11 protein-coding genes are annotated in these 15,147 nt (G+C 62.3%); 7 read left to right on the top strand and 4 right to left on the bottom strand.

Going from position 1 to position 15,147, the window contains the following annotated elements; all coding sequences use genetic code 11:
* Positions 1 to 40: 40 nt before the first annotated feature.
* The gene (locus tag A11A3_RS02055; protein ID WP_008927599.1) at positions 41 to 676 is read left to right on the top strand and encodes a class I SAM-dependent methyltransferase; all 636 of its coding nucleotides are present in this window, start codon (positions 41 to 43) and stop codon (positions 674 to 676) included.
* A 146-nt stretch (positions 677 to 822) separates the two neighbouring features.
* Positions 823 to 2,211, top strand: a complete 1,389-nt coding sequence (locus A11A3_RS02050) for a DegQ family serine endoprotease (protein ID WP_008927598.1) — start codon at positions 823 to 825, stop codon at positions 2,209 to 2,211.
* A gap of 56 nt (positions 2,212 to 2,267) precedes the next feature.
* Here A11A3_RS02050 and A11A3_RS02045 read toward each other — a convergent pair whose 3' ends face one another.
* Positions 2,268 to 3,932: a beta-helix domain-containing protein gene (locus tag A11A3_RS02045; RefSeq protein ID WP_008927597.1), complete on the bottom strand. Its 1,665-nt coding sequence runs from the start codon at positions 3,930 to 3,932 to the stop codon at positions 2,268 to 2,270.
* A gap of 127 nt (positions 3,933 to 4,059) precedes the next feature.
* Entirely contained in the window at positions 4,060 to 5,655 is a 1,596-nt protein-coding gene (locus tag A11A3_RS02040; protein WP_008927596.1) for a GMC family oxidoreductase, read from the bottom strand.
* A 53-nt stretch (positions 5,656 to 5,708) separates the two neighbouring features.
* On the opposite strand from A11A3_RS02040, the gene A11A3_RS02035 reads away from it, so the two are divergent.
* The gene (locus A11A3_RS02035; RefSeq protein WP_157375234.1) at positions 5,709 to 6,359 is read left to right on the top strand and encodes a DUF3047 domain-containing protein; all 651 of its coding nucleotides are present in this window, start codon (positions 5,709 to 5,711) and stop codon (positions 6,357 to 6,359) included.
* On the opposite strand, the gene A11A3_RS02030 is transcribed toward A11A3_RS02035, so the two are convergent.
* Together A11A3_RS02030 and A11A3_RS02025 are read right to left on the bottom strand one after the other, a co-directional pair.
* Positions 6,343 to 7,137 (bottom strand): ABC transporter permease, encoded by a 795-nt coding sequence (locus A11A3_RS02030; protein WP_008927594.1) that lies wholly within the window; start codon positions 7,135 to 7,137, stop codon positions 6,343 to 6,345. The two genes, A11A3_RS02035 and A11A3_RS02030, sit on opposite strands and share 17 nt — an antisense overlap.
* Positions 7,130 to 7,705, bottom strand: coding sequence for an ATP-binding cassette domain-containing protein (locus A11A3_RS02025; protein ID WP_008927593.1), 576 nt, complete (start codon positions 7,703 to 7,705; stop codon positions 7,130 to 7,132). The genes A11A3_RS02030 and A11A3_RS02025 overlap by 8 nt, the downstream gene beginning before the upstream one ends.
* A 235-nt stretch (positions 7,706 to 7,940) precedes the next feature.
* Here A11A3_RS02025 and A11A3_RS02020 point away from each other — a divergent pair, with 235 nt between their 5' ends.
* The 4 genes from A11A3_RS02020 to A11A3_RS02005 all read left to right on the top strand — a co-directional run bounded on the left by A11A3_RS02020 (position 7,941) and on the right by A11A3_RS02005 (position 15,039).
* Positions 7,941 to 8,522: an HNH endonuclease gene (locus tag A11A3_RS02020; protein WP_008927592.1), complete on the top strand. Its 582-nt coding sequence runs from the start codon at positions 7,941 to 7,943 to the stop codon at positions 8,520 to 8,522.
* A 133-nt stretch (positions 8,523 to 8,655) separates the two neighbouring features.
* Complete coding sequence (locus A11A3_RS02015) at positions 8,656 to 11,421, top strand: bifunctional glycoside hydrolase/polysaccharide deacetylase family protein (protein ID WP_008927591.1); 2,766 nt, start codon at positions 8,656 to 8,658, stop codon at positions 11,419 to 11,421.
* Positions 11,384 to 12,271, top strand: a complete 888-nt coding sequence (locus A11A3_RS02010) for a hypothetical protein (protein ID WP_040296603.1) — start codon at positions 11,384 to 11,386, stop codon at positions 12,269 to 12,271. The genes A11A3_RS02015 and A11A3_RS02010 overlap by 38 nt, the downstream gene beginning before the upstream one ends.
* Positions 12,268 to 15,039: a tetratricopeptide repeat protein gene (locus tag A11A3_RS02005; RefSeq protein ID WP_040296602.1), complete on the top strand. Its 2,772-nt coding sequence runs from the start codon at positions 12,268 to 12,270 to the stop codon at positions 15,037 to 15,039. The genes A11A3_RS02010 and A11A3_RS02005 overlap by 4 nt, the downstream gene beginning before the upstream one ends.
* The last annotated feature ends 108 nt before the right edge of the window (positions 15,040 to 15,147 follow it).

Raw genomic sequence — 15,147 nt, 5'->3', positions numbered from 1 at the left:
GGGTATGCCAAACACTACAGAAAAAGTAGGCCTGCCGGCCTTGCATGAACGTCTCCACCGTCTATTACCGGATGTGTCCCTGTCCAGTCAGGCTCTGCCGCTGGTCCCGCAGATCCGCCTGTGGCTGATCAGCGAGCTGTTCGAGGACCGGGCTCTGGACCCGGTGGTGATCAATGCCATCATGGAGGAGCCGCCCTACTGGTCGTTCTGCTGGGCGTCCGGGCAGGTGCTGGCACGCCATCTGCTGGCCAATCCCCAGTGGGTGGAAGGGCGCTGCGTGGTGGATGTGGGGCCGGGCTCCGGGGTGGTGGCCATTGCCGCCGCCAGGGCCGGCGCGGCCCGGGTGATTGCCTGCGACCTGGACGAGGATGCCCTGATGGCCACGGCGCTCAATGCCGCCGAAAACCAGGTCCAGATCGAACTGAGCCAGGACCTGGACGCGGCGCTGGCGGTGGCGGACCGGGTCACCGCCGCGGATATTCTCTATGACCGGGATAACCTGTCATTGCTGGCACGTTTCCGCGCCGCCGAGCAGGTGTTGCTGGCGGATTCGCGCATCGCTGACCTGGACCCGCCCGGCTACCGGTTACTGGGCCAATGGCATGCCACCACCTGGCCGGACCTGGGAGAATCCAGCGAATACAATGGCGTGCGTCTGTTTCTTGCGGAACCGTAGGGCACCTTTGTCGGTCCCAAACAATGAGGTGGCCATGGGCCGATTGGCCGGTGTCGGGGTGATAATGCAGTTCGGTCGCACCGTGTCTTGCCTGTTTGCCATCCTTCCATGTGTAACTCGCTATCCGGACACAGGAGGATTTACCCTTGTCTAACTCTATTACGCGCCCGTTTTTCCTGTTCGGGCTTCTGGTCGTCATGCTGTCGAGCCTGTCACCGGCCCAGGCCGCGTTGCCCGACACCACGGCCTCGGGACAGCCCATGCCGTCGCTGGCTCCCATGCTGGAGAAGGTGACGCCGGCGGTGGTCAACATTGCCATCGAAACCCGGGTCCGCCAGGCCCGTAACCCGCTCATGGAAGATCCCTTCTTCCGGCGCTTCTTCAACATGCCCGACCAGCAGCAGATGCCCGAGCGCCGTGCCCGGGCGGCCGGTTCCGGGGTGATCGTCGATGCCAAGAACGGCTATGTGCTGACCAATGCCCACGTGGCCAAGAATGCCGATGATATCAAGGTCACTCTGACTGACGGGCGGGAATTGTCCGCCACCCTGGTGGGGCTGGATGAAGAGGTGGACCTGGCGGTGCTGAAGCTGGAAAAGGCCGACAACCTGACCCAGATCGCCATTGCCGACTCCACCAAGCTGCGGGTGGGCGATTATGTGGTGGCCCTGGGTAATCCGTTCGGCCTGGGCCAGACGGTAACCAGTGGTATCGTCTCCGCCCTGGGCCGCACCGGCCTGGGTATCGAGGGCTACGAGAACTTCATCCAGACCGATGCGTCCATCAACCCGGGTAATTCCGGCGGCGCGCTGGTCAACCTGCGCGGCGAGCTGGTGGGCATCAACACTGCCATCCTGGCGCCGGCCGGCGGCAATGTGGGCATCGGCTTTGCCATCCCCACGGAAATGGCCCGCAATGTGATGAAGCAGTTGATTGCCCACGGTGAAGTACGCCGTGGCATGCTCGGCGTCACCATTCAGGACCTGACCCCGGAGCTGGCCGATGCCTTTGGCGTCAAGCGCAAGCGCGGTGTGGTGGTGACCCAGGTGGAGCCCAAGAGCCCGGCGGACAAGGCCGGCCTGAAAACCGGCGATGTGGTGGTGGCCGTGGATGGTCGCTCGGTGAACCGTGCCTCCGACCTGCGTAACAAGGTGGGCATGTCGCCGGTGGGTGAGAAGGTCACACTCAGTGTGGTCCGTGACGGCAAACAGAAGGACGTGTCGGCGGTCATCACCGAGTCCAACCAGGAAACCTCCGGCGGCGAAGCGCTCTCCGATTACCTCAAGGGGGCCAAGCTGCGTGACCTGCGCAAGGGCGAGCTCAACTATGCCGACAGTGGTGTGCTGGTGGATAACGTGGAGAATGGCTCCGCGGCCTGGCATGCCGGCCTGCGCAAGGGCGACGTGGTGATCAACGCCAACCGCAAGGATGTGGAAACCATGAAAGACCTGCGGGCGGCGGTCACCGACAAGAAGGCCCCGCTACTGCTGCGTATCAATCGCCACGGTGGGGTTTTCTTCGTGGTTGTGCGGTAAGCCTGCGGTTGTGTGTATAAAAAAACGGTGGCCTTCGAGCCACCGTTTTTTTTGTCTCAGTTAAGGGGGAAATCCGTCCAGCCATCCACCCAGCTGGTGACGCTGCCCGGGCGAATGGCGCCCAGGTAGTTGGCGGCCTCATCCCAGAACTCGCCCTGGGGAATGGCGGCGGCGCCGTTGCGCGCCGGTGAGTTGGCCGAAGGCGCAAAGTCCGGATGGGCCATGCTGGTGGCATCACGGGTGAATTGCGGGTCGGTGCCGAACTGGGCCTTCACGGCGCTGCTCTGGAAATAAAGTCGCTCGTCGAAACCACCGTCGTCATCCTGATCCATGGATTCGTTATCGAAGAAGGTCAGGCCGCGACTGCCCACCTTGTGCACCATCATGCTGCCGAAACTCAGTTTGCCCTCGTCAATGCGGGCCACCGTGGCGGTGTCCTTGATGTCGATGGTTTCGCCGGAGAAACCCTCGATCAGCAGGTTATGGAAATGGCCGCCGGTACCGCGACGCAATGTCATGGCACGGTGGTATTTTTCATGGCTGCGCGGGCTCAGCAGGGTGACGTTGTACATGGTCGGTTCCGACAGGGGCAGGGCATCAGGGCTGCCCTTCAGGTTGTCCCCCTCGAAACCGTTATCCCCCACATTGGCATACTGCTCGGCGACCAGAAACTGTACCCGGCCGCGCCAGCCCATGTCCCAGTCCAGCGAGTCATCGCCGGCGCCGGTGATGACAATATTACGCAGGTCCACATCGCCGCCGAAAATTTCGATGCCGTCATCCAGGGCCCGGTGCACCTGCACGTTACGAATGATGGTGCCACTGCCACAGCCGCCCAGGGTCAGCCCGTTGAGTTCGTTGTCCGCATAGACCTCGAAACCGGCGAACTCGATACGGGTGAATTCCATCACGCCGCAGGACGAGTCCGGGTCGTTACCACCAAAGGCGCCACGGTTGTCGCCTGCGGGTACCCCTTCGATCTGGCCGTTGTTGACGTTGACCGGCGCGTTGCCCAGCAGCACCACGCCACCCCAGTCACCGGCGGTACGGGTGCCGGCGGGCTGGTTACTGGTGAACACAATGGGCGCCTGGGCCTGGCCACGGGAGAACAGGGTGGCATCCCGGGTGACCACCAGCGCCGAGCCGGGCCGGCCTTCGATGCGGGTGCCCGGGTCGATGGTCAGCTCGGCGCCGGCTTCCAGGTAGACAATACCGTTGAGAATCCAGGTGGTGTTGGCGCCCCAGTGCTGTTTGCCGAACAGGGAACCGGAGACTACCTGCTCACCGACCAGCATCTGGCGGGCCGGGTGGTAGGAAAAGTAGCCACCCACCGCGATGACCAGCGCGGCCACCAGCCAAAGCCAGCGATAGCGGCGGCGCTGCTCGCCTAGGTGCTGGCTGGAGCGGGTGCCGATGGTTTCCGCGATGTCCGGGTTCATCAGTGCCGGGTTGCTACCCGGCAGGCCGGGCTCGCGGGCCGCTTTTCTCAGTAGCCCGCCGTCGCGGTTTGCCAGTTGCAGTTTTTCCCCCAGCTCCCGGATTTTGCGATTCGGGCTTTTGGCCGCGCGGGCAATGATTTCCGCCCGGTATTCCGGGTCATTGAGCAGGGTATTGAAGTGGATGAAACGCAGGCTGCTGTCGCCCTGCTGATCAAAACTCTGTTTGAGCTGCCACAGCAGTTCAACCAGTTCCGCCCGTGGTGATGATGCAACGTCGTTCATGTGCCCCCCTGAAAACGAAAAACGTAATTCACCGTTGGGAGCAGTTTGTAAAAAAAAGATGACAGGCAGGTGAAAGGAAAGGGGCAGGGAGGGGAAAGCGGGGCGCTTGATGCGCCCCGCCGGTCAATCAGCCAACGCCTAAAATCGCGTCAGCGGCTTTCTCGGCAATCATTACCGTTGGTGCGTTGGTGTTGCCGCCAATCAGGGTTGGCATGATGGAGGCATCCACCACACGCAGGCCTTCCATGCCGTGCACGCGCAGCTGGCTGTCGACCACGGCCATCTCGTCGTTACCCATTTTGCAGCTGCCCACCGGGTGGTAGATGTTGTCGCATTTCTGGCGCAGGAACTCGCGAATTTCCTCGTCGCTCTGCACCTGCTTGCCCGGGAAGACTTCCTCGCCGCGCCAGTCGTTGAGCGCCTGCTGGGCCATGATACGGCGCACTTCCTTGACGCCACGGACCATGCCTTCCATGTCATCCTCATGGGCCAGCAGCTGCGGGTCGATCAGCGCCGGCGAGCGCGGGTTGGCATCGCGCAGGGTGATGCTGCCGCGGCTCTTGGGACGCAGCACACAAACGTGGCCGGAGTAGCCGTAGCCCATGCTGAAGCCCAGGTTGAGGCCGTGGTTGTCCAGCTTGGTGGCGGTCAGGTGCAACTGCAGGTCGGGAATGCTTTCTTCCGGACGGGACTTGATGAAGCCGCCGGCTTCTGCCGCGTTGGAGGTCATCTGGCCGGTACGGCGATAGAAGAAGTCCCACACCTGTTTGAGGCTGCCGAGCAGGGCGCCCGGGCCCAGGCTCAGGGTGTCTTTCTGCAGGCTGTTGTGGACCACCAGGGCGTCGGGGTGATCCTGCAGGTTTTCGCCGACGCCGGGCAGCTCGTGTACCAGCGGGATGTTGTGTTGCGCCAGCTCCGCCGCCGGGCCCACGCCGGAAAGCTTGAGCAATTGCGGCGAGTTGATGGCGCCACCGGACAGGATCACTTCGTTGGCGGCTTCCAGGGTGCGAATCTGACCCTTTTGTTCCACTTCCACGCCGATGGCACGCTTGCCGTCGAACAGCACGCGGTTGACCAGGGTTTCGGTCATCACGGTCAGGTTGGGGCGGTCCATGATCGGGTGCAGGTAGGCATGGGCCACACTGCAGCGCTCGCCGGCTTTCTGGGTGACCTTGTAGAGGCCCACACCTTCCTGGACATCATTGTTGAAATCGTCCGTGGCCGGGTGGCCGGCTTCCACGCCGGCTTCCACGAAGGCGCGACTTACCGGGTGGCTGAATCGCAGCTCGGAGACATTGAGCTTGCCGTGGGTGCCGTGGAATTCGTTCTCGCCGGGCTCGTAGTGCTCGGAGCGTTTGAAAATGGGCAGTACGTCCTGGTAGCTCCAGCCTTCATTGCCCAGCTCTGCCCAGTGGTCGTAATCCCACTTGTGGCCGCGGGTATAGCACATGGCGTTCACCGCCGAGGAGCCACCCAGGGTCTTGCCGCGGGGGATATAGACCTGGCGGTTATTGAGGGCTTTCTGCGGTACCGTGTAGTAGCGCCAGTTGCGGGCGTTGGAGCGCATCAGCAGGATGATGCCCAACGGCAGCCGGACAAAGAGGCTGTTATCCGCCGGCCCGGCTTCGATCAGGCAAACGCGGGTGTTGGGGTTTTCGGAGAGTCGATTGGCCAATACACAGCCGGCGGAACCGGCGCCGACAATAATGTAATCAAACTGCATGGGCGCTGCCTTCTGGTAAATGAAACAGGGTGTATATTCTAGGAATTCAGGACGTGAATACGACCATTCTTTGTGACCGGTTGGTCCAGTGTATACCGCGATTACTGGCGCTGTCCTTGCTCGTTAGCCCGGCCACTTGGGCCGCACCGCTAGCGGATGGCTGGCGTGAGGTCAGTTTCCAGGGGCACACCCGTTATCAGCCCGAGGGCGATCACTGGTGTGCGGATGCCCGGGCCAGCGCCTCCGGGCTGGTGCGTGAGGCGGACTTTTCCCTGCGCGAGACACCCTGGCTGCACTGGCAATGGCGGGCGGACGTGCTGCCGGACTGGCCGGCGGCAAACGAGCAGCGCAAGGGCGGCGATGATTTTGTCGCCCGCGTGTATGTGGTCCACAAGGGGTTTTTCCCCTGGCAGAGCCGGGCCATCAACTATGTCTGGTCCCGTCAGCAACCGGTCGGTGCCCACTGGCCCAACCCCTTTGCCAGTCAGGCCCATATGGTGGTGGTGCAGGGCCCCGGTGAGGCCCCGGGCTGGCATGCCTTTGCCCGCAATGTGCGTGAGGATTTCCAGCGTTATCACCATATCGATGTGGACCAGGTGCAGGCGCTGGCCATCATGACCGACACGGACAACACCGGCGCCACCGCCCATGCCTGCTATCGGCTGCCTTTTATGGCGGCGCAGTCGGCTAGCCGTGATCCGTAAAGGTCCCCAGCGCCAGCCGCTGGCGGTTATCGAACAGCTGCCGGCAGGCCAGCTCCGCGGCCACCAGCGAGCCGATCACCGTGGCGGTGGCAATCAGCAGCAGAATCAGTATCTGGTAACGCACCGCGGTCAGCGGGTCGGCGCCGGCCAGTAGCTGACCGGTCATCATGCCGGGCAGGCTGACCACGCCGGCGGCAGCCAGCATGTTTATGACGCCGATCAGTGACTGACGCAGGCCGTCGGCGCGCAGCCCGGCGCTGGCGCTGCGGGCATCTTCGCCCAGCGCCAGCCGGGTCTCCACTATCGCGGCCTGCTGGAAGGCGCCTTCGCGGATGCGGTTCAGGGTCATGGCGATGCCGGTCATGCTGTTGCCCAGCAGCATGCCGAGAAAGGGAATGGCATAGCGGGGCTGATACCAGGGCTCCGGTTGCACCAGCACGGTGAGCGTCAGCAGGGTCAGCAGCATGGAACCCAGCGACAGGGACAACAGCCCGGTGAGCCATTCCCCACGCCAGCCGCCACGATAACGTTGCCGGGCACGGATCTCGTGGCCGGCCAGCAACATCATCAGCAGGCCCACCAGGCAGACACTCCATAAAGCGGTATGGGCAAACAGGGCCTGCAACACCAGGCCCACCAGTGTGAGCTGCACAGCCATGCGCAGGGTGGCCCACAGCAGTTGCCGGGCGGAACGGCGGTGCTGGCGATAGAGCAGGGCGCTGACGGCCGCAATCAGCAGGCCGGCGAGCATCAGCACGGGCAGGGTAATGTCATGCATGGTGAACCCGCCCGTTTTCAATCCGCCAGGGCGTCAGGGGCAGTGACGGTTTCTGATGGTGGGTGAGGATCAGCATGCCTCCCCGTTGCACGAACGCCTCGAGCCGTGCTTCCACCCGGGCGCGGCTGTGGTCGTCCAGGTTGGCGCAGGGTTCGTCGGCACAGAGTACCGTTGGCTGACGGTCCAGCGCACGTAACAGCGCCAGGCGTTGTCGTTGGCCACTGGACAGTTGTGCCGGGGCACGTTCCAGCAGTGCCGGGTCAAGGCCGACGCTGTCCATGTCGGTGCGGGGATCGTGCAGAAAATGATCGGCGCAGCGCGGCAGCCACCAGTGGTTTTCGGTGCTGCAATACACCACCTGGCGACGCCACTGCACGGGCGTTTGCGCCCAGACCGAACGGCCATGCAATTCCATCTCACCCTGCCAGGGCAGCAGATCGGCGAGACAGCGCAGCAGCAGGGATTTGCCGGCACCGGATGGGCCCTGCAGATGAATGCCCTGACCCGCATCCAGGTGCAGGTCCCGGGCTTGAATCAGGGCATGTTGCAGAGAGTGAATATGAAGCATGGCCTTGCCTGTTGCGATAAGGGTGGCGAGCTGTTTATTATTTGAACACGTCTTGCTTTTGTGATTAGCCTGCCGTGGTTGGTTAATCACAAGGGCAAACACAAAGAATGTACCGGTTCATCGACGCTGCCGCACTACTGTCCTCTTTGTGTTCCTGTCGCAGAAATTTCACTAATACCGGGTTTCATGGAGCTGTTGATGTTTCGACAGTTTGCTTGCCAAGCCGAGGATATCTATGAGTGAACGCATTCTGCGACTGGACAAGACCGGCACGCCGATCGAATGGCTGGACTGGCAGATGGCCGCTGTGCTTTACGCCCGTGGGCTGGTGACCTGGACCCTGGGCGATGTGATCTACCGTCTGCAGGGCGGCATCAATCGCCTCAGTGGTTGTCGCTCTTCGCTGTCCCTGCATTCCATTATCGCCTGTGACGGCCTGGCCCACGTGGAGCGCCGCAGGGCGCCGCCGCTGACCAATCGCGCCCTGTTTCGCCGTGACCAGCATCTGTGCCTGTATTGCGGCAAGTCATTCAATGAAAACGTGCTGACCCGTGATCATATCGTGCCCACCTCCCGGGGCGGGCGCGATCACTGGTCCAATGTGGTGTGCGCCTGCAAACGCTGCAACCAGCGCAAGGGCAGCCGGCTGCTGGCTGAAATCGACATGGAGCTGCTGGCGTTGCCCTATGTTCCCAACATGGCCGAGTACCTGGCCCTGATCAACAGTCACCGCATACGGGGCGATCAGATGGCCTTCCTGCGCAACCAGTTTGGCAAGAACAGTCGTCTGCTGCAGCAGACCAGCCTGTATCAATAATCAATACCAACACAAAGGGCCCCCTGGCTCACAAGATTTCACAGTTCTTTGTCGTGCAATTTCATATCCTGTCTATCAGGTAAGCCCTGCTCAGCATTCAGACAGGCATACACGAACAAAGGCACCATCATTTATGAAATTCGGGGCAACGGTTCTTTTATGGGCATTACTGATACTGCCTGCTGCCGTTATTGCTGACATTCGCGCAAAAGCTGCCGCCTTTTATTACGGCCCGGATATCCCCTGGCACAGTCTGTCGGTCTACGACTATCCGGTGGTGGAACCTGACCAGGCGGATCGGCCGCCGGCGGATGGTCATCGCTATTATGCCTATGTCAGTACCGGCGAGGTGCTCGACAGCCGCCCCTATTTCCCCGGTATCAAGCCCGAGTGGCTGCTGGGCAGTAACCCGGCCTGGCAATCGCGGATTCTGGATCAGTCCAACCCGGCATTGCGCCGCTATTTCCTCGACCATGTGATTGCACCGCTCTGGCAGAAGGGCTACCGCGGTTTTTTCCTGGATACCCTGGACAGCTATCAGCTGGCGGTGAGCGATGACGCCGGGCGCCAGAAGCAGCGCCAGGGGCTGGTGGCGCTGATCAAGGCCATCGGCCAGCGCTATCCCAAGGCCCGGCTGATTCTCAATCGGGGCTTTGAGTTACTGCCCGACGTGGCCGATCAGGTGGATGCGGTGGCCGCCGAGTCACTGTACCAGCGCTGGCTGCCGGACAAGGAACGTTATCAGTCGGTCCCTGCGGAAGATCGCCAGTGGCTGCTCGGTCAGTTCCAGCAGGTGCGTGATGGCTATGGTATCGACACCATTGCCATCGATTATGCGCCGCCGGCGCAGCGCCAGCAGGCCCGGGATATCGCTGCCAAGATTGCCGCTGACGGGGTGATTCCCTGGGTGACCAACCCGGAGCTCGACAGCCTGGGACTGGGCGTGCGTGAGGTGATGCCGCGCAAGGTGCTGATGATCTACGGCGGCTCCACGGAAAAACTCTGGGAGCTGACGGATCTGGTGCGCTATGGTCTGATGCCGGTGCAGTTTCAGGGGCTGATTCCGGATATCCGCTCGGTGGATGCCGCCATGCCCGAGGGCACGCTGACCGGCCGTTACGCCGGTATCGTGGTCTGGATGGAGGAGGCGGAGCAAACCAGCGACGCTTTCGAGCAATGGCTGGTGCGCCAGAAAGAGGCCGGTGTGCCCATTGCCATGCTGGGTTACCCCGCAGTGGACCCGCAGGGGCCCTACGGCAAGGCCTTCGGGTTTCACGATCTGCCCATGCCCCGTTCACTGCCGGTGGTCACCCGGGCCAGCAAGGAGGTGGGCTTCGAATCGCCGCTACCCAAGCTGATCAATCTGGCCGTACCCCTGGACACCGATGATGCCACCCCCTGGCTGCAGGTTAGCGCCGATGGCAACCGCTATACGCCGGTGGCGATGACGCCCTGGGGCGGCTACGCCTTTACCCCCTTTGTGATTCGCTCGGCGCTGCCCGGTATCAGTGGCGGTGACTACGACCGCTGGATGATTCAGCCGCTGGATTTTATTCACCAGGCGTTGCAGTTGCCGGCCATGCCGATCCCGGATGTGACCACCGAAAACGGTCGACGGTTGTTCTTTTCGCACATGGATGGTGACGGCTTCCCCAGCCTGGCAGAAGTGCAGGGCTATCGCGGCATCGCCGATGCCCGGGTGATGGTGAATGAAATCTTCAAGAAATATGACGTGCCTTTCACGGTCTCCATTATCGAAGGGGAAATCGCCCCGGACGGCCTTTACCCCAAACGCTCCGACGAGCTGGAAGCCATCGCCCGGGACATGTATGCCCTGCCCAACGTGGAGGCGGCCACCCACACCTACTCGCACCCCTTCTACTGGTATGAATCCCAGGCCCATCCCCGCGAGCTCAGCGGCTCGGAAGGGTTGCTTCGTCTACCGATACCTGACTACAGCATGGACCCGGTCCGGGAAGTGGCCGGCTCCGCCAACTACATCAACCGGCGCCTGCTGCAGGGGGGCGAAAAGACCACCATGGTGCTTTGGAGCGGTGACACCATCCCCACTCCGGAAGCCTTGAAGGCGGCTCGCGAGGCCGGCCTGCTGAACATGAATGGCAGCGATACCACCATTACCCGCAGCACGCCGACCTGGACTCTGGTCAAGGGCATCGGTGTGCCCAAGGGTGATGAGTATCAGGTCTATGCGCCCAACCAGAACGAGAACGTTTATACCCACGAATGGCACGGCCCCTTTTACGGATTCGAGCGGGTCATCCAGACCTTTGAAATGACCGAAACGCCGATTCGTTTCAAGCCGGTGGACGTCTACTTCCATACCTACATCGCCAGCAAGAATGCCTCGCTGGAATCGCTGCGGCGGGTACTCGACTGGGCCACCGGCCAGCCATTGTTTCCGGTGTTTGCCTCGGAGTATGTACGCAAGGTGCTCGACTTCAATGACATGGTGATCAGCCGTGAAGGCGATCAGTGGCAGGTGCACGGCAATGGTCAGCTGCGCACCCTGCGCTTGCCCGCCGGCATGCCGCTGCCGAATCTGGATACCAGCCAGGGGCTGGCCGGTTACCGCACCGATGGCCCCGGGCGCTATCTGCACATGACCGGCGGCCAGGCCCGCTGGCAGGCCGGCACCACCCATGAGGCCTATTTGCAGCAGGCCAATGGTCGCCTGACGGCCTTCCAGCGGCAGGGTAAAAACCTGGTCTTCTCCCTGCATGCCAGGGCGCCATTGCGTTTTGCCCTGGCCAATGCCACCGGCTGCCGGCTCAGCCATGACGGCAAGATCCTGACCCCGGCCCGTCGTCAGGGTGATATTTTCCATTACAGGAGCAGTGCACGTGGGCTCAACGAGCTACGGCTACAATGTTCGCAGTGAGCGCCAGCGGGTCATCCGCGGGGCGGAGCTGCTGACACTGCTGCTGATGATCGTGGTGGTGTGCTGGCTGGTCTTTCCCCGGGATCTGTCATCGTCACTGCGCAATGCCCGGCTGGATGCGGTGTCGCTCAGCTATATGCAGGCCTGGCTGAAAGCCAAGCCCGACGATTACCAGCTGCGTTTGCTGCTGGCCAACGAGCTGATCAACTATGGCCGGTTCAGTGCCGCGCAAAACCAGATCCGCTACATCAGCCGCCATGCCGGTGGCGTCTACGACAATGCCATTGTCTGGCTGGAACTGCGCCGGGATTTTCAGCGCCTGATGGCGCTGCAGCCGGAGCAGCGTGACGGCACCATGCTCAATTATGCTGCGGTGACCGCACTGCGCCAGGTGGATACGGCCCAGCTCGACAAGGCGCAGCGGGCGCAGTACGGCGAAATGGCCCTGTTGCTCGGTGAACTGAATCTGGCGGTGACGATGTTCGACGGCATTGCCGAAAGCGATGAGCACCCGGAACAGTGGTATGCCCGCAGTGCCCGTCTGTTGCTGGCCAATGGCCGTTACCGCCAAGCCGGCGATGAATACATCAAGGCCATGGATGCCCGCGCCATTTATGCCCTGCGCAAACAATATTTCCTGGATGCCATGGACACCCTGGAAGCCGGCGGGCTGCACCACCATGCATTGGTGCTTGCCGCCACCCGCGAACGCATTTTCTACCATGATGACGAGGTGTTGTTCCGTCTGTTAAAGCTGGCCCAGGCCGGTGGAGATCTGCAACGGGCCCAGCACTACGCCTTGCTGCTGATGCACATGACGCGGTTTCCCGCCGGGGGGCCGCCGTCATGATACGTCGTTCCCTGGTCGCTCTGCTTTTCGGCGTGTCGGTGGCCCATGCCCAGAGCGAGCCGCCGCGCCCCTATGTGGCGCCCTATTACGAGCGCAGCTATGCGGTCTTTGTGGGCGCCGGTAATTTGCAGCGCGCACGCCAGGTGGCCGAGAGCGCCCTTTACTGGCGCCATGACGATGCCGACTGGTGGCGCCGTTACGCCCAGGTATGCCTGTGGCAGGGGGATACCGAGGCGGCGCTGGAAGGCTGGCGCCGGGTGGCCGAACTCACTGATGACCCGCAGGCCTGGAAAGAAGTGCTGGCCCTGGCGCCGCTGACCTATAACGACACCCTGGCGCTGACGGTTTATCAACGGCTGCTGCGTGGCAGCCCCCGTGATGAAAAACTGATTGATACCATCGCCGAGCAGTATGAGTTGCTCGGCAAGCCGGATCAGGGTGTCGACTTCCTGCATGACTGGTACCAGCGTTATCCGGGCAGGGCGGTGCTGCTTGCCTTGCAGCGCCTCAGCCTGCACCAGCGCAAGGACCTGCAGGCGCACCATTACCTGCGTGCCTACATGGATCGCTACGGAGCCCAGCCGGACATGGCCTTGCAGTCGGCGCAGCTGCTCTGGATTCAGGGCCAGCGCGAGCAGGCCTACCGCGAATTGCGTGCGGATATGGAGACACTGGATTACCGGGCCGATCTGGTGCGCCTGCGTGCGGTGATGGCGTCGGAGCTGGGTGACTGGCCGGTGGCGGCGAGTAGCTATCAGCAGCTGGTGGATCATGATGATGACCAGCTCAATGACCTCTATCAGTACCTGGTGATCACCCGCTATTTCAAACCGGACAACCTGGCCACGTTAATGGAGCGGGCCTGGCAGCGCAGTGGTAACCCGGATTTTGCCGTTAGTGCGCTCTACAGCATGCAGGATGGCAAACAGTGGCAGGCCATGGAGGACTTTGTCGCCGGGCTCAGCCCGGAGCAGCGTGCCCGGCTGGAGAAACAGCCGGAATTCCTGCGCCTCTATGCCGGCATGTTGCAACGTCGCGGCGACACCGTTCGGGCCCGGCGGGCGCTGGAAAAAGCCCTGCATCTGGCCCCGGCGGATCGCGAGACCCGCATCGCCTGGCTCTGGCTGCTGATCGACAGCAACGACCGCCGGCGGTTGCAGGCCACGCTGCAACGTTGGGAACCCGCCAGTCGCATGGATCGGCGTTACTGGGAGGTGCTGGCCGCCGCTCACATGGCGCTGGATCAACCGGAAACGGCCCTGCGCTACGAACGACGTCTGTACCAGGAAAGCCCGGATCAATGGCGTCGCCAGTGGGCCTATGGCCAGGCGCTGTTGGCGGCCGGCCGCGATCAGCAGGCCTGGCCGATTCTTTACCGGCTCTGGCAGCAACTGCCTATTGCGGTTTCCGCCGACCAGGCCGCGTTCTACCAGGATATGAAGCTGGCCCTGTCACTGCGCTTTGATAGTGGTGATGCATCGCTGCAACAGGTCCGCGAGACGCTGGCGGACAGCGACCTGTCCGAGGCGGACAAGGCCGCCCTGGTTGGACAGTGGGCCCAGGGGCAAGATGCGCCGGAACTGGCACGGGCCTGGTATCTGAAACAGAAACGGGCAGGGCGTTCATGGGCCGCCGGCACCGCCCTGGCCAATGCCATGATGGCCAATGATATCGACCGCATTGGCCAGCTGGTAACAGACAAGGGCGCGGATCTCACCGAGGGCGAGAGAATCGAATCCTGGGTGATGCTGGATGAGCCGCGGCGGGCGGCGCAGCTGCTGGCACAACAGCAGACGGATGCGCCAGAGCTGGCCGGCGCCAACAATCAGCAGGAAAGCCTGTTGCTGCCGGCGGAAACCGCCACCCGGCTGGTCACGGACAAGTACCGCCAGGGGCCGCTGGATACCATGCATTCCCGCCTTGAACAGCGCTGGGCAGTGAGCGATCACAGTCATCTGTCGCTGGATCTGGTGCGAAATCGCTTCCAGGCCGACGATTACCAGCAGCTGCTGGTCAACGATCTGGAGCGCCGGGCCGGACTGATTTTTGCCCACGACCGGGAGCGTTCTAGCCAGCAGTTGTATGTGGGTCAGCGCGACATCATGAATAAGCAACAAACCATGGCCCGGCTTTCCCTGACCGCATCGCCCCTGGCGCGCTGGTCCGCGGGGCTGGATTACAACTGGAACATGCCGGCGGATGAAAATTCCCTGCTGATACTGGGCGCCTCGCGCAGTGGCCCGCAGTTGTCACTGAGCTGGTCGCCGTCACCGACCTGGCAGAGCAGCGTGGAAGGCAGTGCCTACAGCTATCAGGATCTCAATGACCAGTCGCTTGGCGACGGGCGCATCATCAATGTGCAGAGTACCTGGCGTCCCTGGCTGTCGCGTTTTTCTCCGGGGTTGCGGGTGACTGGCACCAATGCGGATTTCAGCCCGGAGATTACCCGCTCTGCGGTGTTCAAGGTGCTGCCCCGGGGCGCTAACGCTGCTCAGAACGCGCTGCCGGAAAGTTATCGCCAGCAGGAGCTGGTATTGCTGCTCGGTCATCCGGATGTGCATATCCGCCCCCATCGCTTGCAGGGCTGGCTGGAAGCCGGCTACAGCCACAACAGTCTGGTCGGTAATGGCCTGGTGGCGCGCGGTGCCGTGGAAGGCCCGCTGTTGGGCCGCGATGCCTGGCAATTGTTTATGGAGCGTCAGCTCAATACCGGTGGCAGTGATGAAGACAGCTACCGGTTCGGGCTGCAATATGTTTTTTATTATTAGTGGGCTGTTGGAAAACAGCCCGTGCTGGCGGTTCTGCGGGATGCCGGCAAAATCAAACTCTGTCGGTGTTTGATTTTCGTGCCTGCCTGTACGGGTCTTTGACGTAAA

It is taken from the genome of Alcanivorax hongdengensis A-11-3 (genome assembly GCF_000300995.1).
GTDB classification, from domain to species: domain Bacteria; phylum Pseudomonadota; class Gammaproteobacteria; order Pseudomonadales; family Alcanivoracaceae; genus Alcanivorax; species Alcanivorax hongdengensis.
The sequence above is the reverse complement of the archived record's forward strand: the minus strand, read 5'-3'. Positions and strand labels throughout refer to the sequence as shown.

Excerpts from the sequence above, each read along its gene's own strand:
- A11A3_RS02045 (WP_008927597.1), bottom strand. The coding sequence starts at position 3,932 with ATGAACGACGTTGCATCATCACCACGGGCGGAACTGGTTGAACTGCTG.
- A11A3_RS02040 (WP_008927596.1), bottom strand. The coding sequence starts at position 5,655 with ATGCAGTTTGATTACATTATTGTCGGCGCCGGTTCCGCCGGCTGTGTA.
- A11A3_RS02030 (WP_008927594.1), bottom strand. The coding sequence starts at position 7,137 with ATGCATGACATTACCCTGCCCGTGCTGATGCTCGCCGGCCTGCTGATT.
- A11A3_RS02025 (WP_008927593.1), bottom strand. The coding sequence starts at position 7,705 with ATGCTTCATATTCACTCTCTGCAACATGCCCTGATTCAAGCCCGGGAC.
- A11A3_RS02020 (WP_008927592.1), top strand. The coding sequence starts at position 7,941 with ATGAGTGAACGCATTCTGCGACTGGACAAGACCGGCACGCCGATCGAA.
- A11A3_RS02015 (WP_008927591.1), top strand. The coding sequence starts at position 8,656 with ATGAAATTCGGGGCAACGGTTCTTTTATGGGCATTACTGATACTGCCT.
- A11A3_RS02005 (WP_040296602.1), top strand. The coding sequence starts at position 12,268 with ATGATACGTCGTTCCCTGGTCGCTCTGCTTTTCGGCGTGTCGGTGGCC.